The organism is Marivivens sp. ABH4_498 (genome assembly GCF_056160585.1).
The window spans coordinates 32487-53604 of record NZ_JBSWXL010000005.1; the positions used below are offsets into that span (position 1 = coordinate 32487).

The window sequence follows — 21118 nt, forward strand, 5'->3', positions numbered from 1 at the left end:
ACCGCAGCATCCGCCGCTATGGGTTCCAAGCGGTCATTCGCTGCGTTGCTTTTTCGGCCCAAAGCTGCCGATAGGCCCCTGATCGACCGCTGCGGTTTAGCTTTTACCGAACCGGCAATGGGGGACAAAACGGACCTTCGCCACACGGAATGCGAAGGTCCGCCAACGTATGTTATGTCCCGTCAATTACAGACCGCAGCGTATTTAGCGCGTTAATCGCCGCGGGAAGACCACCATAAAGCGCCATTTGCCAGATTACTTCGGCGATTTCTGTTTCACTCAAACCAACTTTTAGCCCAGCCTCAATATTGATCCGAAGTTGCGGCGCAGTTTGCCCGCCCATTGCCGACAATGCCGCGATGGTTGCAATATAACGGCTTTTCAGGTCTAGGCCGGGGCGCGCATAAAAGCGGTCATAGGCCATGTCGATCACCGTATCGGCCATGCCAGGCAAAAGATGCCCGTACCGTTCTTCTAAAACGTCCCGAACGCCGGGGTTGAGATCTTCGGCAAGTTGCGCACCGTTCGTGACTGTCATCTCAACGCCCCGCCTATCGTAAATCCACCATCTACGACGACGTCTTGCCCCGTCACAAATTCAGAATTTTCTGACAAAAGCCACATTGCGGTTCCTGTAACGTCCTGAGGTCTACCGTTGCGACGAAGTGGTGTATGATTGGAAAGACGAGCGGAAATTTCCGGGTCCAATACGTCATCCGCCATTGGGGTCAGGATGATCCCGGGGCTAATTGCGTTGATCCTATTGCCACGCGGCCCTTCTTCGACAGCTAACACGCGCATCATCGCAAGGAGAGCAGCTTTGGTTGCAGCATATGCACCAGACCCGGGCATAACTGCACCAGCCGTCCAAGACGCATTTATCAGCACGACACCATTTTTCATGTGGGATAAGCACTGCGCCACCGTTTGCTGCGTGCCGATCAGGTTCGTTTGGATCAGACCCGCAAAGTCGCCAGCCAAAGTATCCCTGAGCGGCTTGAACTCACCCAGATACCCAGCATTCGCAAAAACCGCATCTAGCTTCCCAAAATGATCGATGGAGGCTTTGAGGTTTGCGGCAATTTCGTCTGGATTAGAAATATCACAGACTTGGATCAGAGCAGCCCCGCCTGCGTCTTGGATTTCCGTCGCCACAGCTTCCAATGGTGCCTTGCGCCGTCCCCAAAGCGTAACTTGCGCCCCCTCACTCGCAAGCGCGAGCGCCACCGCGCGCCCCATTCCAGTACCTGCGCCCGTCACAAGCACGGCGCGGTTTTCGAATTGGTTTTTCATCTTTGTCTCTCTCTATGGATCGTACAAAGAGGACTCTATATTGGCAGCTGAATTGTGATAATTCACAATGTTATTTAGTCATACAAAAGGATTTCTTTATAATGGATTTGTTCACTGCGATGCGCACTTTTGTCGAAGTTGCTCAGGCGGGTTCCATGAACGCCGCTGGGCTTAGGCTCAATGTGAGCGGCGCTTTGGTTGGGCAAAGGATTGCTGGCCTAGAGGACCACCTTCAGGCGAAATTGATAAATCGAACGACGCGACAACAGAAGCTCACAGACTTTGGCGAAAGCTATCTGGAGCAATGTAGGGATATTCTGGAATTGGTTGATTTCTCCGAGGGCAAGGCAAGCGATCAGCAGCGACAACCTCAGGGGCGGCTGCGTATCGCGGCGCCGGTCAGCTTTGGGTCAGCGGCGCTAATGCCTGCTCTAAAGAGCTTCTCCGAGATCGCACCAGAGGTAGAAATCGAATTGACCTTGTCTGATAACAATGAAGATCTGATCGCCGGTGGATTTGACGCCGCTTTTCGCATTGGAGAGCTGGAAGACAGCGCCCTTTTGCAAATTCAACTCGCCCCCTACAGAATGATGATCTGCGCGTCTGGTGAGTATGTAGAAGAACACGGTGAACCGCTGACACCATCAGATTTGAATCGCTTTCGTGCAGTTCTGTTTTCACGAACCGGACGCAAGCCGTGGCGTTTCAGACAAGGCTCCGAAGAACAAAGCTGGTCCCCTCAAGCAAGAATTTCTGTGAACTCCGGTCAGGCTGTACGTGTTGCTGCAATTGCGGGCATGGGCCTTGCCATGTTGCCTGAAACACTCGTCAAACGTGACATCGCCGCGGGTACGTTAAAACAGTTGCTGCCCGATTGGAGCCTGCCTGAACAACCGATGGCCCTGATCTATCATCGTGACCGGTACAGGCCGCAAAGGCTCACAAAATTCACCGATTTCGTGAAGTCAGTGTTTAAGAGTGAACTCGCATAGCCGACATTTGAGTATACTGCAGCATCACCCAGTTTGGGCTCTTTTGATACATTAGCTGCGGTTGCGACCCTCGTTTCGCTCTGTTGTGCACGCCAATGACTGGTGCGCGGGACTTTCCGGCCTTTTGCAGGTGCGGCTATTGCTGGCGCAGCATTCATTTGCTCCCACAGCACGGGCATCGCAGCGATGCAGTGCGTCTCGTCAGAGCGGACATTGGAATCCGACCTAAAAAGTCAAATCCAAACCGTTCTTGCGCTGCTAAACTGAACAACCATCGATACGCAGAAAAAACCACCGCCGCATTCAGACCGCGGAAGGGTAATTTTCAGCTTCTTAGAGCGCTTTCCACACACATCCCACCAGCCTTACTGTTCCTCAGGCAGTTGGGCTATTTTCGACATGCGACGGACGAGTTCCTTCTCAATGATGTTCGCTTCGTAGGGCTTCATTTTCTTCCACCGGACGCATTCCTCCCGCGTGCGACCGCAGCCAAGACACCAGCCACTGGGGCCAGTAAATTCACAAATATCGATGCAGGGGCTCTTACGTTTTTTCATGGACCTGAACTTATTGTTTGAAAGTGGTAGATCAACGAACGTGGCGAGTCCGGTTTAGTATAACCTGTTGTTAACCACTGCCGTCGAAGTTTCCCGACGCTTTGATTTGCATCTAGCAATCGAAGCTAGGCTTTCGAGCTAGATAGCACGTCGTTTATGTCCAGCTTACTGACTTCCGATATGGGCTTGCGGATCTTCCAAGACCCTCGCAAGCTGTCATCATGATGCACTGTCACAACGGTTTCAACCGGTGGGCAATCTGGCTCGTGACATGTGAGTTCTGCTACAGACACAAAATCGTTTTCATCCAAGTCGAGTTGTTTGCTCACCCAGACTTTGATTTCGTCAGCACGCCCTGACGACCGTTCTCGCGGCGCAAACATGTTCTTCACTTTTCGCCTCCGCCCAGTCGTACCCAAAGAATGCGGCCAGACTCTTCACCGACGAACAGCCACGCGTCCGACGTAATGGCGAGCGCCGCAATAGGAGAGCCGCTGGACCCCTTCACGACAAAATCCTCTGCGTCTTCAGATGCCCGACCGGCCAAGACTGCTCCGTCGGCAAAACCTGCGAGCAGCGCATCATGGCCGAGCATACCTGTCACAGCAGTGCAGACTTGCTTACCTCCGTAGCAACAGGTTGCGGGCGAGCGGCCCATTGGCCCATCCTTGCCATCAAACGGCCAGCAGATTGCTTCGTCGGCCCCAGAAGTCGCCAGAAACGGGGCGCTGCCCATCCAGATAAAGTTTTTCACCTTTGCTGGATACCCGGACATCCGCATGTCTGCCTTGTCGCGCAAGCGCCATCCGTGCATCGCGTTCTCTTGCATGGACGTGACGACGCATTTTCCATCGGGACTAAATGTCACCGCCCCATGTGAACCCTTCCATTTGAGACTGGTCGATTTCCAGCGACGGTTGCCGCGTTCCCAAATCGTGGCACCGCCGTAGTGACCAACGGCCAAACGACGCCCTTTTGCATCGAAAGCCAGTCCGCCGACAGTGCTTGGGTGTTCGAATATGCGCGGTTGTGCCTCTCCATCGCTCCAAACGGTGGCTGTCTTACCCGACGAACAAGCGAACAGCTTTGGTCCTGCCGCCACGCAGTCTACCCAACGACTCCCAAAACTCGCGATCTCTTCGACCGTGCCATCCAATGAGGTTCTCAGAAATCGTCCATCGTCGCCGCCAGTAAAGATCGAGTTCGTCTCTGGATCGGCTGTGATGCAAAGAACTGCACCTTGATGGGCTTCAACCACCTTGGGCGGGCTGTCTGGTTCGAAGATGAGGATTGTGCCGTCTCCCAACCCAGCCGCGATGGACGAGCCCACGACAACCGAGCCTGTCACAGGCGCGCCAGTGTCCAGGCTCAGGCCTTCTCGCTCCAGCTGGGTGGGGGCGAAGCCGCCGCGTCTCGGGTTGGTTCGAACGGCTTCGGCTGTCATGCTGCCCGACATGCGTTGAAGCCGTCCTCAAGACCCATGGTATCGAGGTCACGACCGATAAAGACGATACGCGATTGGCGCGCCCCTTCAGGCCAGGAGCCCATAGGCGATCCATCCATCAGCATATGGACACCTTGGAAGACGAAACGATCATCCTCGCCCTTGAAATCAAGGATACCCTTCGACCGCAGAATGTCTTGCCCGCGGGTCTGCAGGAGTTGCCCGAACCACGTTTGGAACTTGTCGAGATCGAGCGGAACATCTGATGTAAGCGACAGGCTTTTCACATCATCATCGTGCTCATGGTCATGATCTGACGTCAGGAAGTCGGGTTCCACCTCCAAAACGCGATCAAGACTGAAGGCGTTCAGCCCGATCACCTCTTCCAGATCAACTCCACAATGTTCCGTACGGATGATCTTGGCATATGGGTTGATCTTGCGGATGCGGTCTTCAACGCGGCCCAAACCCTCAGCTTCAACAAGGTCTGTCTTGTTCAAGAGCACGATGTCCGCGAAGGCGATCTGTTCCTCAACTTCGTGGTGCTCACCCAACTGATCGTTAAGGTGGACGGCGTCTGCGACAGTGACGATGGCATCGAGCTTTGTGCGGTCAGCCACGTCCTGATCGACGAAGAAAGTCTGCGCAACCGGCGCTGGATCCGCCAAACCGGTCGTTTCGACGATGATCGCATCCAGTTTGTCTGCGCGTTTCATCAAGCCGCCCAAGATGCGGATGAGATCGCCACGGACGGTGCAGCAGATGCAGCCGTTGTTCATTTCAAAGACTTCTTCGTCGGCATCGACGACGAGATCATTGTCGATACCCTCTTCACCGAACTCATTCACGATGACGGCGTATTTCTTGCCGTGGCGCTCGGTCAGAATGCGATTGAGAAGTGTGGTTTTCCCGGCTCCAAGAAAGCCGGTGAGGACGGTGACGGGAACCTGAGCAGTTTGTTCCATTGGGTATCCTTTCAATGAGAGGGCACGGATGTCCTGCAGTCACTGCAGCGGCCGTGAAGTTCGAGCACTGAATGATTGGGGGCGAAACCGGTTCGCTTGGACAAGCCTGCTATACTGTCAGCAAAGTCATTATCGACATGCTCGGTCACAGTTCCGCAGTCGTCGCATATGGCAAAAACCGGCGTCTTTCCGTCGTGCACGCCGCAGCAGACAGTCCACGCATTGAGCGACTCGATCCTGTGGACTTTCCCTGCGTCCAGAAGCTTTTCCAGCGCACGATAAACGGTGGTCGACGCTGTCACGCCGTCATCTCGCAGCCCTTCCAAAATGTCGTAGGCAGATACCGGACGATCTTGCGTCTGCAGATAGTTGAACACACGGTCGGCATGGGTGACGCGTTTTGAGCGTTTTTCCACAGCATATCCTCCTAGCACTATGGCTCTTGACTATACGTAACAAGCGCAGTTACTAAACACAATGTTGCAACGTTACATTTTGGGGGCGTTCTTGCTATGAATGCGGACAAACCGATCCTATCGATTTGCGTGACATGCCGCGATGGCCGCGAAGGTGCGTGCGATATACGCGGCGGATCTCGTTTGGCCCGTCGCGTAGCCGAAAAGCTCGCCCGAGATGATGATCCACAGATGCAGTTGCGTGGCGTGCAATGCATGAGCCAATGCAAGCGATCCTGCATCGTATCATTGGCCGCTGAGGGGCGGTTCACCTATGTGTTCGGGGAGCTTGATCCTGACGATGACACTCATGTCGACGCACTTTTCGAACTGGTCTCTCAGTATTCGAACGTGTCTGAGGGTTTTATTGAGCGAAAGGATCGGCCCGTTCCACTACAAGCGAGCATTCTGGGTCGGCTACCGCCGCCAAACAGCCAATCCCCGCTCGTTTCAGACCTAACATTGGCCGAGACATGAAAGATATCGCTGAGGATATGTCGCTTTCCGGCAAGTCCGACACCAAACTCACTTGCGGCGCGTGTCTTTCCGTCAAAGGCGCGAGTTGGCATGCGCCTAGAAGCCGCAATCCAGTCCTGCATCCAATCAGTTTTGATCTCTCGCCCGGTCAGGTCCTCGGTATCGTTGGTCCCAACGGCGCAGGGAAGTCCACGCTGCTCCGACTGCTCTACCGGTATCACCGTCCCACAAGTGGGTCGGTAAAGATTGATGACAACGATATCTGGAAGATCTCCGCGCGAGACGCAGCGCGCAAGGTCGCAGCAGTTCTGCAAGAGCAGCCCACAGATTTTGCGCTGACTGTTCGCGAGATCGTTGCTCTTGGCCGCACACCGCATCGGACTGGGTTTGGGGGCACATCAGGTCAAAGGGATGCTGACATTATTGCGGGCGCGCTCGAGAGACTGGACCTTGGTGGTTTCGCGGAGCGACATCTAGGTACGCTGTCCGGTGGAGAGCGTCAGCGCGTGATGGTCGCCCGTGCGCTGGCGCAAGAGCCTCGGCTTTTGATCCTGGACGAACCTACCAACCACCTCGACATTCGGCACCAACTTGAGGTTCTGAAACTGATCCGGGACCTCCCCGTGACGATTGTTACCTCGCTGCACGATCTGAACATGGCCGCAGATGTCTGCGACCATGTGCTGCTGCTAGACGACGGAAAAGCTGTCGGTTTTGGCACACCGCCAGACGTGTTCTCCGAGATCGCGATTTCGAAGGCCTTTCACGTGACAGCGCGGCGCGAACATCTAGCGCCCAGCAACACGAAACATATGACATTCCATCTCTAAAATAGGACTAACCAGATGAAACATATCGCATTCAGCGCAGTAGCGCTTTGCTTCGGCGCGAGTATGGCTTTCGCGGAAACCACGGTGCAAAGCTGCAACCGCACCGTCACCTTCGACGCGCCGCCAGAGCGCGCAATCTCTAACGACGTAAATCTGACCGAAATGATGCTGGTGCTTGGGCTGGCCGATCGGATGGTTGGCTACACGGGCATCTCCGGTTGGAAAACGCTCGACGAGGAGATGCGGGCGGGTGTGGAAGAGCTGCCTGAACTTTCGGCCAAGTACCCATCCAAAGAGGTCATTGTCGGAGCCGATCCTGACTTTTTCTTTGCGGGCTGGAATTACGGAATGAAGGTCGGCGGCGAGGTCACGCCTGAAACACTCGAACCCTTCGGTGTGCAGGTCTACGAACTGACGGAAAGCTGCACCCACATCATGGAAACCGAAAAGGCCAGCATCGACATGATGTATGCTGACCTCATGAACCTTGGCTCGATCTTTGGTGTCGAAGACAAAGCTGCCGAACTGGTTGACGGCTACCGAGCCGAACTTGCGGCCTTCACTAGTCAGCTGGAAACCGGCGAGCCGCTGCGAGTCTTTGTCTACGACAGCGGCGAGGATACGCCCTTTACTGCTGGCCGCTATGCGATGCCAACTGCGCTGATTGAGGCCGCAGGCGGCGTCAACATTATGGACGACTTCGAGAAAAGCTGGGCGACTGTGACTTGGGAAAAGGTCGTCGAGCGGAACCCAGAGGTGATCATGATCGTCAACTACGGCGAAGTCACCGCAGAACAGAAACGCGAATTCATGATGTCGAATCCAGCCTTCGCCGATCTCGACGCGGTCAAGAACGACCGGTTCGTGACGCTGGAATATGTCGAGGCCACGCCGGGACCGCGCAACATTCAGGCGATCAAGACCCTCGCCGAAGCGTTTTGGGCTGAATAACCCATGAGCGAGGCCGCCAGCACCGCACCATCCATGCACCGCAGTCTCGGCGTATCGTCCTATCTCTCGGGCGGTCTGGCCCTGCTGTTGGTCTCGCTGTCCGTCGCGGTGTCGGTGGGGGCGGTCTCTGTCCCCCTCGGCACGGTCTGGGGCATCCTGCTGAATAAGATCAGCCCCGGACTGATCGAACAAACCTGGAGCCACGGGCGCGAGGCCATCGTGTGGGAGATCCGCTTTCCACGAGCGATCCTTGCCATGATGGTCGGAGCGGGTCTGGCGATGGTGGGCGCCAGCCTGCAAGCAGTCACCCGTAACCCCCTCGCAGATCCACATCTGTTGGGTATTTCTTCGGGCGGGGCTTTCGGGGCGATCCTTGCACTCCTGCACACTGGCCTCTTCATCGGCCTTCTCACCGTCCCACTGCTGGCCTTCCTCGGGGCGCTTGGGGCAACGGCCATCGTCCTTGGCGTCTCGCGCTTTGCGGACGCAATGAGCGCGGATCGGCTTGTGCTGGCGGGCGTCGCTGTATCCTTCATCATCATGGCCTGTGCCAATGTACTGATCTTCCTCGGCGACCCCAAGGCGACCCATGTCGTGGTCTTCTGGATGCTAGGTGGCCTCGGCCTCGCGCAGTGGAGCCAGTTGATCTATCCACTGGTCGTGCTTCTCGTCAGCGCCGCCTGGCTTCTCGCACGGTCCACGGAATTGAATGCCATGACTGTCGGGGATGAGACCGCCTCCACCCTCGGCATCCCCGTCGCGCGCTTCCGGTTGGCGGTCTTCGTGGCAGGCGCACTCATCACCGGCGTCATGGTCGCCTTTTCTGGCATCATCGGCTTTGTTGGCCTTATGGTTCCCCATGTGGCCCGCATGTTGGTCGGCGGTGACTATCGACGGGTGCTCCCCGCCTCAGCCTTCCTTGGGGCGATCTTCCTCCTCTGGGCAGACATCACGGCCCGCACCATTATGGCCCCGGAAGACATGCCAATCGGCATCGTTACCGGCCTCGTCGGTGGTGTCTTCTTTGTTTGGCTTCTGAGCCGACGTCAGGGGTAGCGTGCTCGGCAGATTTGACCGTATCGTTGGCATTGTCGATCCAACGAACCGCCGCTCAGTCAGAGTGCTCCAGAAACTTGGGATGACATTGACTGGGGGCATCATGCTGGATGGGTACACCTATGCTGATCACCTATACGCGATGGATGTGAGTGACATTGGTGATTCTTAGGAAGTTATAGCGTCAACCTGAAGCAGAGAAGACTCAGGCTTATTAGAGCGATCGTGACCCCTGAAAACACTTGAATTCCAGGCATGACAATGCCCCACCGTTGGCTGTTTGCAATTGAAAGTGCAGCAATGTTTCGCGCTGCAACGCTTGAAATGGCAACTAATGATGTCAGGCCTGCGGTGCCCAATCCCATTGTCACAACGGCAAAAGCACCAGCCATCGCGAGATCCATTTGCCAGGCGATCACGAGCAGGAATATGGCTCCGGTGCAAGGTCGGATTGCGATGCTCAAAACCAAACCAAGTGCATCGCGGAGGGATCCAACGTGTGCGACCTGGTCGAGCGTGGGACCGTGAGCTGCGCAATCGCAGCTTTCTTCGCAGGGTTTGTGGTCCGCGGAAGTATATTGGTCAGCCCATCTTATGCTTGGTTCGTCAAAGCCACCTTCCTGCGCGAGAACATGTTGACGTGCAAATGAGAACCCGCCTGGTGGCAAAGCCGCTTGGCGCTGATGCGATGCTTGAAGCAATCGATCCAGTCGTTGAATGCTTCTGATCCCGCGCCAGACAAGAAGAAGTCCAATGCCAGCAATTGCCAGGTAGCTGATCGGTGCCAGATATTCCTCTGCCATCACCGTCATTTGGCGCGCGGATACCTCAACGAGTGAAAACCCACCAAACACCAACACAATGGCCCAAAGGCTCTGTGCCAAGCTTGAGACAGCGGCTAACCCGACGAGCTTGCGAACTGACACAGATGTTCCCAGCCCCACGCCACCGACCAGGTACTTTCCGTGGCCAGGACCCAAGGCATGAACAAACCCATATGCGGCAGTCGCACTCAGCAAGGCAGCATAAGCGCCAACGTCCCCGGCTTTGAGAGCGCGGATCGCGCCCGCCATTTGGTTCTGAAATCCAAGCTGCGCTTCAACGGCCCAATGCGCTATCCGACTGAGGTCAACCAAATTGATTGCAAAGAATGCCACAGAAACTGTAGCGATCAGAAACAGTGCTACACGCATTTCAACGCAATCCTGTCTGCGAACAAGGACCCAACATTGGCCATTGACGGCGTTTCCTCTCGACCCAGCAGCGCCAGTGTCTCTTGCAACTGCTCATCTTGTTCCGATGGATCGTACTTAACGACCTCCGCGTGACATTTGCCACCGGAACCCTGAAGCTTGGGCAGATCAGTGACCGCGAAGGCATAAAAGTAAGTGGATTCGTAAAAGGCAACATCAGCCACCAGGCCCGTCATTGGAACCGTCTCATCCAGTTCCCGCGTGAATGTGACCCGCAGTCGGCCGTCCAACATGTCGGCATCCAGGTCGGTCGGCCATTTCAACGCAATGGCCTCGCCGTCCACCGATAAATGTGCGGAGCCATCGAAGTCGCTGGGCCAATCACTGCGATGTCGGATGAGCGACATGCGATCGGGTTCATTCAACCCGCCTTGGGCGTTCAGCGAGAGGTCATATGACGACAAAATATAGAGCGTCTCGAAATCGTCGTAGAGCCATGTCACGCGCAGCGCGACAAGGGTATCGTTTTCGAAGACGAAGTCCACGCCACCATCGACGAAGACATGCGGGTGTCCCGCGGCTGAACTGCCAAACAAAGCGATTAACCCGCAGAACAGCGTGCCACGGAACATGCTGAGCACATGTCGTATCCCCCAACGCGGCATCCGCCTAGCTCGCATTGGTGAGCGCAATTTCGGCTTCTTTGGACAGTGGCTTGAGACAACGACGCAACCTGGTTTCGGACAGATCGCGCGCGATGATGACGATCCGGCTTTTTCGATCACTTTGATCCCAGTCTTTAATGGGCACCGGATTGTCAAAGACATGCTGGACGCCATGGAAGACAAAAGGGAAGTCGATGCCCTTGAGAAAAACAAGACCTTTGACCCGCAACAAATTGGGTCCGCGAAGCTTAACCAAATCTGTCAACCAGTCGTCAAAAACCTTATCTTCAAGCGGCTCTTCCAGGGCGATTGAAACACTTCGAATACGGCTGTCGTGCGGCGAGAAAGCGGAAGGATTCACACGCCTTGGTCCGAGGCCGGAGATGCTTTGGAGTGGATCACTGGGCGCAAGGCTAGGTGTCTGCAACCAGTTGACCGCCTCCGTTTGCGTCACACCATGGCGCACGCCCGAAAGACCCCACATATGCTTATGGGCGCGATCGCCACGGATTGCGCGCACGATTGGGGCGGTTGGGTTCAAACCCCGAAGGCGCGTTTCAATAGCCTTGACAGCATCACCTTCGACCAAGTCCGTCTTGCTCAAAATAATCACGTCAGCCCCAGCCGCCTGCGATACGGCCTCGAATTGCGTATCTAGCGTCTTCATCCCGTTCACGGCATCCGCTACGGTCACCACGCCATCAAGACGCGTGTTTCTGGCCAGATCTCGATCATTCACAAGGGTTTGGACAATAGGCCCCGGATCGGCGAGGCCAGTGGTCTCGATCACAACGCGATCAAATGCGAGTTCGCCACGCACGCGCCTGCTCAGAAGCTGCAACATGGTGCGCGCAAGATCACCACGCACGGAGCAACATAAGCAGCCCGATGACATCAACACGACGTCGTCACTGCTCTCTGTGATCAGATCGTGGTCGAGGCCTGCCTCGCCAAATTCATTCACGATCACTGCGGCACGCCCTCCGGAACCGTCACCAAGAACGGCATTGAGCAGCGTTGTTTTTCCAGCGCCGAGAAAACCGGTCAGAAGTGTCACCGGAACACGTTCGTCATTCATGTCCTGTTCTCCGTTTTGCTGAGACCGTTGATTGCAATTCTCATTTGGCGTGATGGCCCGACAAATCTGGAAGCGGAACCGCCTTTAACTGCTTCAATGCGCATGGGATGCGTCCTGTCTTATTGATCTTCGGACATCGGCAATTGTTGTTTGTGACAAGCGGTTGACCAGACTGTCTTCGATCTCTTTCATGATCTGAAGGACCCGCTTGTCGAGTGCGCGCTCCACCGCGCAAGCATTGGTTTGTGGTCCGGGGTCCGACGCGATGAGGCTCTCACCAAGTGCCGCGTACACGTCAGCCAATGTGATGTGCTGTGTGTCACGCGCCAATCGCCATCCGCCAGAGTGACCGCGCTCCGAGGTCAACAAGCCTGCCGCACGCAGTTTGCCCAGAACCCGCCGGACCACGACCGGATTGGTCCCGGCGTGGTCCGCTATGTCAGCCGATGTTTGGGCCACATCCATGTCGTAGGCCATGTGACTGAGGGCGTGCAACGCAAGCGACAGACGTGAGTTCCGCTTCAAATGATTGCTCCGGTTTTGGCACTAACGATCGTAACTGAGAGTGTTACGATAAATTCAACGGGTGCACAGCCCTAATTCGGTTGTCTTGCGAATTAGCGCCGAGTTTGTCGACTCATTTTGCTTTAGTCTGCGAAATTCAAACGGATGAGGTGGTTCACATCGACCAAGTAACTGACGCGGTCAGCAGCTCGATGAGGCGTTTGCATTGATCTGAGGAGAGGACCGGTGGCCGATTGGAGGTGACGAACGGCAGGACCGTTCGCCAAAGTGGCTCAGATATCGATGCGCTCAGCAATGCTTAGGGCATCTTCGAGTTCAACGCCCAAGTATCGCACGGTGCTATCGACCTTCGTGTGACCAAGTAGCAATTGGACGGCACGGAGATTGCCGGTCTTTCGATAGATCTCTGCTGCCTTCGTCCGGCGGAGTGAATGGGTACCATATCCACTTGGCTCTAGCCCGATTGCCGTCACCCAATCACGCACCAACCGACCGGATTGGCGGGTCGAGATGTGTGGCCGGTCATGAAACCGGCTGGGGAACATAAACGGGCAAGCAAACATTTCAGGTGATTTGACCCAGGATAACACAGTTTCACGCGTGTTTTCCGTCAATTCAAACTGCACTGGCCGCTTGGTCTTGCTTTGGATCACGGAAGCGCGTTCCCGAACGCGGTCGTCCTTTACAAGGTCAGACACGGCCAGTTTCACGAGATCACATCCGCGAAGCTTGCTGTCGATGGCGACATTGAACAAAGCCAGATCGCGTAGATGCTCTGCTAGTTCAAGCCTTGCCCGGATCGCCCAGACCTATTTTGGCAGCAAAGGTCGTTTTTGACCGATGATACGGCCCTTATTCCAGGCTCTGCGTTTCGGGGTGGTTGCAGGAAGTTGGACTCTTGGCATGATTTGCCCTCCGATCCACCCTTCAAGCCCATTCACCAGCACCGCGCTGGCAGTGAGACTATATCGTCGGTGGCAAGGGCAGTTTTCAGGAGTTGGCCGATTGCGTCGGTGCTGTATGCCCATGCGGCGGCCCGAGCCCCCGTTGATCCGGGCAGGATCAAAGGACGAACAGCTGTTTAGTCCACCGCCTGTGAGTTGCCTTGCAAAACCTAGCTGCGGGGCGAGCGAATGGCCGCTATCCGTGCCGCCACGCAGCGTTCCAGTCGGAGCACCCGCAGAGTTAGTCGTGCTGCGTGCGCTCGCAGCGAGAAAACTGAACTCACAGAATGGGCTCAAAGCTGACTTTAGCTGCTTTGTTGAATAATCTGGCCGATTAGAGAGACTATAAGTTCAACACCGACTAAGGTCCGTAGGAAAGTTTCCGTGTTCAGTGCATGAATGCCATATGATGAACATTCGCAATATTACCGGTCGGTTGATCCGTTCGCTTACTGTCCAATTTCTCCTTGCTGGAGGTGTGGTGTTGACTGCTGGAGCATATGCAGTAGGCGCTTGGGTTACAGATCGGATCGAACAAGGGGTTGTGCAAAATTCGGGCATTTCAGCAGCGCTCTATATCGAAAGTTTGCTGCCCAACCAGACGCGCGACGACGGTGAGAACCAACCAATCTCGGATGATGCAAGACTGGCATTACGGCGCGCATTTCAGGAAGGCATTTTGCAAAAACACGTCGTGACCTACAACGTTTTTAGTGACACCGGTCTTATCCTTGACTCATACTTACCGGATCAACGCGGCGTGCAAATCGAATTATCTGCGCCACTTTTGCAGGCGTTGTCCGGCGAGGTCGCATCTCAGTTCCACACCATTCAAGCGCAGGCCGATCATCCAGAAGCAACGATAGGCGTGCCTTTGCTAGAGGTTTACGTGCCTATTCGGGATGCAAATACCGGTGAAGTCTTGTTCGTAGTAGAGTTTTATCAACGCGCAGAACAGCTCGCTGATGACTTGGTCAAAGCGCGCAGTGAAAGCTGGGCGCTGGTGGGGCGTGTCTTTGCTTTGAGTGGCGCGATCCTGTTCATAATCGTTCATGCGGGCAGTCGGTTGATCGAACGACAACGCAAACAACTTCAATCCCAGCTCATCGAAAGCCGCACCCTATCCATGAAAAATGACGCCTTGCTCAAGCGAGTGTCAGAGGCGGCACAAAGGTCAACGGCTCAATCCGAGAAAATCATGCAGCGCATCGGTCAGGATTTGCACGACGGCGTGGCGCAATATCTATCATTGGCTAGTTTGCGGCTGGAAGCGGCGGGGCTTGGCCCGTCGAAGGACGCGGACATCGTCAAATCATCATTGGACAATGCGATGAAAGAACTGCGAAGCATTTCTCGTGGTTTGGCATTGCCGGACTTGGCAAGCCTCGACCTTGCCGCATGCGCTGCCCAAGCTGTAAAGGAACACAACAAGGTTTTTGGCTCGGATGTGCGGTTTGATGACGCCAGAGCTGGCGATATGCGCGCGACCTATTCAACCAAACTGTGCTCTTACAAGAAACGCTATCGAACGCTGCACGCCATGCCCATGCACAGAACATTTCAGCCCAGCTGAGTCTGGTTGATGACTGCATCGAAGTATCCGTTTCGGATGATGGTTGCGGCTTTGTGCCTGATGAAACCGCTGGTGTGCGCGAAGACGGCGGCCAGGGTTTGTTTGGGCTGTCCGACCGTGCAGAAACACTGGGCGGTACGTTTTTGATTAAGTCGATCACAGGTGAAGGGACGCAAGCTTGCCTACGCTTGCCAATCCCGAAGGAGGAAGAATGACCACCCGTATTATCGTCGCAGACGATCACCCCATTTATCGTGACGGCGTTATCACAAGCCTAGAAGAAACCGGAGAATTCCGCGTGGTAGGCACTGCGGGATCAGCCGAAGAAGCCATCCAGATTGCCGACGCCAAACATCTTGACATTGCCCTTTTGGACCTGTCCATGCCCGGCGGCGGCTTGGCTGCTGTTCAGGCGATTTCAGCTGCGGTCAGCGCGAAACACGTGGCGATGTTGACGGTTTCAGAGGAAGACGAACACGTTGCCGATGCGCTTCGGTTGGGGGCGAAAGCGTATATTTGAAAGGTGTATCTGCCAGCCAACTGAGTAGTGTTTTGAAAGGCGTAGCAGAGGGTGAGGCACATGTTTCCCCCGCCCTTGCCGCCAAGGTCCTGACAATCATGTCGCGGCAAGAAACAAACAAAGAGGTATCGCCTTTAGAAGACCTGACAAAGCTGAAGAAGATATCTTGAGACTTGTCGCGAAAGGTCAAAGCAACAAGGAAGTCGCACATGCCTTGGAGCTACAAGAAAAGACAGTAAAGCACTACATGACCGTCATCATGGGAAAACTTCACGCGCGAAATCGGGTCGAAGCAGCGTTGATCGCTCATGACGCTTGGGGAAAATCTGACTGAAATTCGCAAGTGCCGGCCAAGGGATCAGAATTCATGTCGCGGTTATGTGGATTTGGGTGGTTTTCTAAAGGTCGCGTTGAACGCAATCGACACGCGTTCCTCTGATGTTTCGTTCGGGCACACCCAATGGACAAGATACGAAGGAAACAAGATCATCTCACCCGCCATAGGTCGGATCGCTTTCTTTGCATTGAATGCTGGCGCTTGAAGCAGTCTCCAGTTTGGCAAGTCCGTGCGTGGGTCCAGAAATTCGATTTTGCCAGAAGACCCGGTTTCAACATCTGGCTGTGCAACGTAATACACCCCAGACCAGTGGGCCCCAGGGTGCGTGAGGGGCGCGTTAAATCCGCCCGGCGGGTTCGCATTCATCCATGCAAACAGTTTCAAAACAAGCCTATCCAATTCCGCTTTCGCGCCGATTTTCTGTGTTGCGGAGAGGACCGCTGTCGCGGCATCCGCCTTGAGGCGCTGAATACACGCTGCGTTGTTGTCGAATAAGTTCCCGGCGGAATGCCACCCGCCCTTGTTTGATTTCGAAACACCGGCCGTTTCAGATCGCAACCGCGCCCCTTCGGCCAGAAGGTCAGCGTTCAGTTGCTCGGCATCCTGCAATCAGAAGCGAAACACAGGCGTCGAAAACAGTTTTTCGTATTTCGTCTGAGTAAGCGTGTCCACGGTGGTCGTCCTGTTTTACTAATTACGATTGGAATGAAAAACGGCAGCCGCAATTGTCGCGGCTGCCCATCAAATCACGTCCAGATACGAAGACAGCTATCGATCAATCATCATCTTCGTCGTCATCATCGTCTTCGTCGCTGTCATCATCATCATCTTCGTCACTGTCATCCGACTCGTCGTCCTGAGAAATTTTCATTAACGATCTCCAGTTCGGGGCCATCAGGGCCTTTGTGCCGCCACCTTGCCCTGACAGGAACCTTTTCCTAAATGGGCATATGGCCCTACAACTACTGAAAAAAGTTGGGGAGTTAATCAGACCTAGGTCTGGCGAAATCCGTAAAATAGTCTGTGATCGTTTTTCAGCGATCCGACATCCGTCGCAAACCCAGAAAATGCCGCTACGGTCAATTTGGGCTACGAACATGACCGACCAGATCGGCGTACAGACCAAAGGCAATATTGAACAGGTCGGAACTGTTTGAATCCGAACCAAAACAGCCCCCAGCGCGCTTTATGACGCGCTAGGGGTGGGTGATGTTAGAACGACATCTTTAGACCGATTTCATAGCTGCCTTCGCGGCTAGGCACTGCGGTTGGTGGACCAAAGGCAGCGGACCAGCCGTCGCCATCGTCAAACCCGTTGTCAAGGCCCGCGACCACAGACAGATTGTCGGTAACTTTATAGGCGCCTTCGACGGCGATGTTGCCCTGACCTTCGTATCCGATGCCCAGTTCCCAATCGCCTTGGCCAAAACGTACATCGACCATCCAGTTGTCGTAGGTGTCACCGGTTTCGCTCTCTACATGCCATGCATCGGCGCGGATCACGCGCAGAATGCCCCGATTTTTGGGCATATACATCGCGGTCAGCACGTGGCCGGTCATGACAGTGGCGGCATCTAGGTGGTTGTATTCATAGCTGACATTGACGCCCGCTTGACCCACTGGCGCGGAAAAGCCCAGTTTGTAGTCGCCCACATCGTTTTTACCCGCAAAGGCGCGCAATGGACCGAAATCATATGCCACTTCAGCTTCGAATTTCGGGGCGTCTTCGCCGTCTAGCGTGTCGACACCACGGCGGTCGATGTTTTCGTAGTTCAGGTCGTGATCGTACCACGCATTGACCGACAGGCCGCCCAGTTGGTTACGATAGAAAAAGTGGTCATCGCCGCCCAAGCCGCCTTCGCCCATGTAGACTGAAATGCCGCCGGCGCAGCGGTATGTGCCCGGAACCCAAGGGTGGATGTTGGCAGAACCCAAGTTGCCAACGTCGCCGTCTGTCCAAGGGAAACCAACCCCTGCGCAACGGTGATAGGTCGAATAACCAAAGGTACCATAGGCTGTTTCCAGCGCCAGTTCGACGTTCAGCGGGTCATCCATATCGGCTGGCAGGTCGTCCGCATCGGAACGGACAACCAGTTCACCGCGAACTGTGGCACGCATATCGCCAACGGCGGTTGCACCGCTAAAGTTCAGACGACCAAGGCCCAGAATATCGCTGTCGCCGTAGTGAGTATTGCCATAGGTCAGCAGGACTTCGCCGTTGGTGTGGAACCCGTCCTGAATAGGCGGCATGCCCTGAGCTGCGGCGGTTTGGGCAATTCCCATCTGTGCGGCCGCGGTGATCGCGGTCGCTGCTAGTAGTTTTTTCATCTTTTTTGTCCCTAGAGTATTGGCAGGGGTCGAGGCCTAGACGCCATATCAACCCCCTGCCCGTTCTGTATCAGGCGCGATTTACTGCGCGGTTGGTACGGCGGTTGCGACACCTGCATCGGCAGATGGCAGAACGACGATTGCTTGGCCCTCTTCCCAGATGTCGCCTTCGATCGTTTCGATCCACCAAATCAGCTCGACCTCGAACTTGCCGTTGACGACCCGTTTGTCGGTGACTTCGGAATGCACGACGGCCACGTCTTTGGTCAGACCGTGGGTCGAAACATAGGCGTCCTCCATCCCTGCGACGCGGCTGACATAGCGCTGCGCCAATGGGTCTGGCACAACTGCCACGCCATGATCCCACATCGAACGCGGGTCCATGATCGACCAAGAGATGTTTTTGATCCAACCTGTGTCGCCCATCCAGTTGGTGATGTGGCGGATGGCATAGTCACGACCGGCAAAGTTCACCAGAACGCCGCGATCAACGCCTTTGGTGTGGATGTTGGCCACATCTACAGCGCCAGGGCGCGGAGGCGGAGGCGGAGCGTTTTCATACGACGGCAGTGGCGGCATTTGGGGGCGCAACAGGTTTGGATCTTCCAAACGATAGATGCCGTCGGTCGGGTTGCGGACCAGATCGTCGAAACCATCTTCGTCCATCACTTCGGGTCGGATGCTGCGTGCACCGCCCGACCCCATGCCCATACCCCACGTCGGGGTTGGACCTTCGGCGATTGGGCCATCCAGCGTGACAACCGGACGATCGCCAATGCTGACCTCTTCCCAATAGCGGGGGGTGGCGCCACGGATTTCTTCGGCGGCCCAAGTCTCTTTGATAAAGTCCCAATCGGCGTCGGTGTAAACGTGTTCGGCGCGTTCCATCCAATTCGCGCTTTCCCAAATCTCAGGAAAGCTTGGGTTCACGGGCGCTTGGGATCTGTCCGAAATCACAGACAGCTGTTCGGTCACGCGGAACGTCATGTCGGATACTTTGACGCCGTTTTGGTTGTAGATGGACGCTTGCGATACCAGAACAACCGCGCGGCGCGTGGCGCCCTGTTCTGGGGTCAGGTCCAGCACATCACGTTGGTTGACCACGATATACAGCGTGTCACCCACATAAACGGGTTCATAGTTGGTCAGCGAATGGTTCAGGTCACTGACAAGCAGTTTGTCGCGTACCGTCACAGGCCATGGGATCATCGAGCTGTCGTCGTGGGCCGCAAATGTCGGATAAACGGGGATCGCTTTGTATCCTGCCGCAATGGCGACGTCTTCGTCGTGGCGGATCGGGTTCAGGGGATCGTATTTTTCGTGCTGATACCGAACCCAATCTTCGGTCACGTCGATCACTGGGCCCAAACCTGGGGTACCTTCAGGCAATTCGCCGTTGATCAATTGGTTGATGTCAATCTGGCCACGTAGACGGATCGCTTCGTTTTCGGCGTAATAGGCATCGACGGCAGCTTTTTCAAAATCGGTGTAAACACCTGGGCGCAGGGTATCGAACCCTTCGCGATCTGCTGCGGTGACGTCCTGATCCGATGGAATTTCGGCCACGGTGTTGCCGTGACGTAGGCTTGGCGCTGCAGAGATATCGGCATAGGCCGGCAGCAGGCAAACCGAAGATAGCAGACCGGCCGCAAGGCCAATCCGAACAAAATTCGTTTTCATTATTTCCTCCCTGTGCGGGTAAACGCCTCCTCGCGCTTGGCCCGCTTACGTAAAGGCAAGGTTATGAATAATTGAACGATCGACCAAATCGAGAGTTTCGATTGCAAGGATCGGTCTGGATGATCCTTTTTTCGCGAATATCAGATATCGACACACGCAAGGCGTGCGCGCGCAACCTATTTGCTGCGCAATTTTCTAACATTCGAAGAAACGATTGTTTCACAGCATAAGATCGATGATACCGATATAAGGATTTTACGAAGGGGCGAATTATGCGTTTCAAAGGGTTGGACCTAAATCTGCTGGTCGCGTTGGATATCCTACTAAGCGAAGCCAACGTTAGCCGCGCTGCGGATAAACTGTGCCTTAGCCAATCGGCAACGTCGGGTGCGTTGGCGCGATTGCGTGAATATTTCGGGGATGACCTGTTGGTGCAGGTTGGCCGTAAAATGGTTCTGACACCGCGCGCGCAGGGGTTGGCTGGCAAAGTCCGCGCCGCGTTGGCCCAGATCGATGGAACGATCATTCAGGCGCCTGTGTTCGACCCCGCAACCGTCAAACGCGAGATCAAGATTATCTCGTCCGACTCTGTTCTGCTGGCCGCGCTGCAGGATCCGCTGCATGAAATCGCGCGCGAAGCTCCGGGCCTGACCATAACCGTCGAACATCAGGGCCGTGATCCGCGCGAAAAATTGGAACGTGGCGAAGTCGATATGTTGGTCATGCCCGATCTTTACCTGTCGCCCGACCACCCCAGCGCCCCGTTCTACCAAGACGACTATGTCGTCGTTGCGTGGAATGAAAACACTTGGGTCGGTGACACGATTACCGAAGAACAGTTTTTTGACGCCGCCCATGCCGCCGTGAAATTCGCCACCTTTACGCCCAGCTATGAAACGTGGTTCATGAAACACCGCGCCGAAGAACGTAAAATCGCGGTTCAGGCCGGTAGTTTTTCGTCGATCCCGTTTTTGGTGATCAACACCGATCTGATCGCGCTGATGCACCGCAGGTTGGCCGAACAGTTCAGTACCATCCTGCCCATTCGATTGCTGCCGTCGCCGATTGTCCTGCCGCCTTTGCATCAAAGCCTACAATGGCATGCCTATGCGGAAACGGATGAATGCCTTGCGTGGGTGCGTGCGCGCATCCTGAACGCAGGCGATGGGTCATCTATCGATGAAAGCGATGAAAACGATTAGAACAATCGATTTTTTAGATTGAAGCCGCACTGATAGCGTCCCCCTTGGACCAG

24 protein-coding genes are annotated in these 21118 nt (G+C 55.2%); 10 read left to right on the forward strand and 14 right to left on the reverse strand.

Translation table 11 applies throughout. The features are described 5' to 3' along the window. Positions 1–172: 172 nt before the first annotated feature. Both ACXAGA_RS11840 and ACXAGA_RS11845 read right to left on the reverse strand, forming a co-directional pair. Entirely contained in the window at positions 173–538 is a 366-nt protein-coding gene (locus ACXAGA_RS11840; RefSeq protein WP_475117683.1) for a carboxymuconolactone decarboxylase family protein, read from the reverse strand. Next, positions 535–1293, reverse strand: coding sequence for an SDR family NAD(P)-dependent oxidoreductase (locus ACXAGA_RS11845; protein WP_475117684.1), 759 nt, complete (start codon positions 1291–1293; stop codon positions 535–537). The genes ACXAGA_RS11840 and ACXAGA_RS11845 overlap by 4 nt, the downstream gene beginning before the upstream one ends. Before the next feature lie 101 nt (positions 1294–1394). On the opposite strand from ACXAGA_RS11845, the gene ACXAGA_RS11850 reads away from it, so the two are divergent. After that, positions 1395–2285, forward strand: coding sequence for a LysR family transcriptional regulator (locus tag ACXAGA_RS11850; protein ID WP_475117685.1), 891 nt, complete (start codon positions 1395–1397; stop codon positions 2283–2285). A 365-nt stretch (positions 2286–2650) separates the two neighbouring features. Here ACXAGA_RS11850 and ACXAGA_RS11855 read toward each other — a convergent pair whose 3' ends face one another. The 4 genes from ACXAGA_RS11855 to ACXAGA_RS11870 form a co-directional block, all read right to left on the reverse strand. Beyond that, positions 2651–2842, reverse strand: a complete 192-nt coding sequence (locus ACXAGA_RS11855) for a DUF1289 domain-containing protein (RefSeq protein ID WP_475117686.1) — start codon at positions 2840–2842, stop codon at positions 2651–2653. A 388-nt stretch (positions 2843–3230) separates the two neighbouring features. Next, complete coding sequence (locus ACXAGA_RS11860; protein ID WP_475117687.1) at positions 3231–4298, reverse strand: WD40 repeat domain-containing protein; 1068 nt, start codon at positions 4296–4298, stop codon at positions 3231–3233. Continuing rightward, positions 4283–5251 (reverse strand): CobW family GTP-binding protein, encoded by a 969-nt coding sequence (locus ACXAGA_RS11865; RefSeq protein WP_475117688.1) that lies wholly within the window; start codon positions 5249–5251, stop codon positions 4283–4285. The genes ACXAGA_RS11860 and ACXAGA_RS11865 overlap by 16 nt, the downstream gene beginning before the upstream one ends. Before the next feature lie 11 nt (positions 5252–5262). Beyond that, positions 5263–5667, reverse strand: coding sequence for a Fur family transcriptional regulator (locus tag ACXAGA_RS11870; RefSeq protein ID WP_475117689.1), 405 nt, complete (start codon positions 5665–5667; stop codon positions 5263–5265). A 96-nt stretch (positions 5668–5763) separates the two neighbouring features. Here ACXAGA_RS11870 and ACXAGA_RS11875 point away from each other — a divergent pair, with 96 nt between their 5' ends. The 4 genes from ACXAGA_RS11875 to ACXAGA_RS11890 are packed head-to-tail and all read left to right on the forward strand — an operon-like array spanning position 5764 to position 9020. Continuing rightward, positions 5764–6183, forward strand: coding sequence for a DUF1636 family protein (locus ACXAGA_RS11875; protein ID WP_475117690.1), 420 nt, complete (start codon positions 5764–5766; stop codon positions 6181–6183). 17 nt (positions 6184–6200) lie between these two features. Further along, positions 6201–7013, forward strand: coding sequence for an ABC transporter ATP-binding protein (locus tag ACXAGA_RS11880; RefSeq protein WP_475117826.1), 813 nt, complete (start codon positions 6201–6203; stop codon positions 7011–7013). A gap of 15 nt (positions 7014–7028) precedes the next feature. Beyond that, on the forward strand, positions 7029–7964 hold the full coding sequence (locus ACXAGA_RS11885; RefSeq protein ID WP_475117691.1) for an ABC transporter substrate-binding protein: 936 nt from the start codon (positions 7029–7031) through the stop codon (positions 7962–7964). A gap of 3 nt (positions 7965–7967) precedes the next feature. Next, positions 7968–9020, forward strand: coding sequence for a FecCD family ABC transporter permease (locus tag ACXAGA_RS11890; protein WP_475117692.1), 1053 nt, complete (start codon positions 7968–7970; stop codon positions 9018–9020). 176 nt (positions 9021–9196) lie between these two features. Here ACXAGA_RS11890 and ACXAGA_RS11895 read toward each other — a convergent pair whose 3' ends face one another. From ACXAGA_RS11895 to ACXAGA_RS11915, 5 genes are all read right to left on the reverse strand, one after another. Continuing rightward, the gene (locus tag ACXAGA_RS11895) at positions 9197–10213 is read right to left on the reverse strand and encodes a nickel/cobalt transporter (protein WP_475117693.1); all 1017 of its coding nucleotides are present in this window, start codon (positions 10211–10213) and stop codon (positions 9197–9199) included. Further along, positions 10204–10845: a DUF1007 family protein gene (locus tag ACXAGA_RS11900; protein WP_475117694.1), complete on the reverse strand. Its 642-nt coding sequence runs from the start codon at positions 10843–10845 to the stop codon at positions 10204–10206. Before ACXAGA_RS11900 ends, ACXAGA_RS11895 begins: the two co-directional genes overlap by 10 nt. Before the next feature lie 37 nt (positions 10846–10882). Further along, the gene (locus ACXAGA_RS11905) at positions 10883–11956 is read right to left on the reverse strand and encodes a CobW family GTP-binding protein (RefSeq protein WP_475117695.1); all 1074 of its coding nucleotides are present in this window, start codon (positions 11954–11956) and stop codon (positions 10883–10885) included. Between the two features lie 93 nt (positions 11957–12049). After that, positions 12050–12481 (reverse strand): RrF2 family transcriptional regulator, encoded by a 432-nt coding sequence (locus ACXAGA_RS11910; protein WP_475117696.1) that lies wholly within the window; start codon positions 12479–12481, stop codon positions 12050–12052. Positions 12482–12753: 272 nt separating this feature from the next. Beyond that, entirely contained in the window at positions 12754–13281 is a 528-nt protein-coding gene (locus ACXAGA_RS11915; protein ID WP_475117827.1) for a tyrosine-type recombinase/integrase, read from the reverse strand. Between the two features lie 550 nt (positions 13282–13831). Here ACXAGA_RS11915 and ACXAGA_RS11920 point away from each other — a divergent pair. From ACXAGA_RS11920 to ACXAGA_RS11935, 4 genes are all read left to right on the forward strand, one after another. Continuing rightward, positions 13832–14998: a histidine kinase gene (locus ACXAGA_RS11920; RefSeq protein ID WP_475117697.1), complete on the forward strand. Its 1167-nt coding sequence runs from the start codon at positions 13832–13834 to the stop codon at positions 14996–14998. Next, a complete protein-coding gene (locus ACXAGA_RS11925; protein WP_475117698.1) occupies positions 14929–15213 on the forward strand; it encodes a sensor histidine kinase in 285 nt (94 codons plus the stop codon). The genes ACXAGA_RS11920 and ACXAGA_RS11925 overlap by 70 nt, the downstream gene beginning before the upstream one ends. Continuing rightward, positions 15210–15518 carry a response regulator gene (locus ACXAGA_RS11930; protein WP_475117699.1) on the forward strand — a complete coding sequence of 103 codons (309 nt, stop codon included), beginning with the start codon at positions 15210–15212 and terminating at the stop codon, positions 15516–15518. The genes ACXAGA_RS11925 and ACXAGA_RS11930 overlap by 4 nt, the downstream gene beginning before the upstream one ends. Before the next feature lie 214 nt (positions 15519–15732). After that, positions 15733–15852: a LuxR C-terminal-related transcriptional regulator gene (locus ACXAGA_RS11935; RefSeq protein WP_475117828.1), complete on the forward strand. Its 120-nt coding sequence runs from the start codon at positions 15733–15735 to the stop codon at positions 15850–15852. Between the two features lie 42 nt (positions 15853–15894). Here ACXAGA_RS11935 and ACXAGA_RS11940 read toward each other — a convergent pair whose 3' ends face one another. From ACXAGA_RS11940 to ACXAGA_RS11950, 3 genes are all read right to left on the reverse strand, one after another. Continuing rightward, positions 15895–16464, reverse strand: coding sequence for a TIGR02466 family protein (locus tag ACXAGA_RS11940; RefSeq protein ID WP_475117700.1), 570 nt, complete (start codon positions 16462–16464; stop codon positions 15895–15897). 603 nt (positions 16465–17067) lie between these two features. Continuing rightward, entirely contained in the window at positions 17068–18183 is a 1116-nt protein-coding gene (locus tag ACXAGA_RS11945) for a porin (RefSeq protein ID WP_475117701.1), read from the reverse strand. An 81-nt stretch (positions 18184–18264) separates the two neighbouring features. Then, positions 18265–19863: a hypothetical protein gene (locus tag ACXAGA_RS11950; RefSeq protein ID WP_475117702.1), complete on the reverse strand. Its 1599-nt coding sequence runs from the start codon at positions 19861–19863 to the stop codon at positions 18265–18267. 272 nt (positions 19864–20135) lie between these two features. On the opposite strand from ACXAGA_RS11950, the gene ACXAGA_RS11955 reads away from it, so the two are divergent. Next, entirely contained in the window at positions 20136–21065 is a 930-nt protein-coding gene (locus ACXAGA_RS11955; RefSeq protein ID WP_475117703.1) for a LysR family transcriptional regulator, read from the forward strand. Positions 21066–21118: the final 53 nt, after the last annotated feature.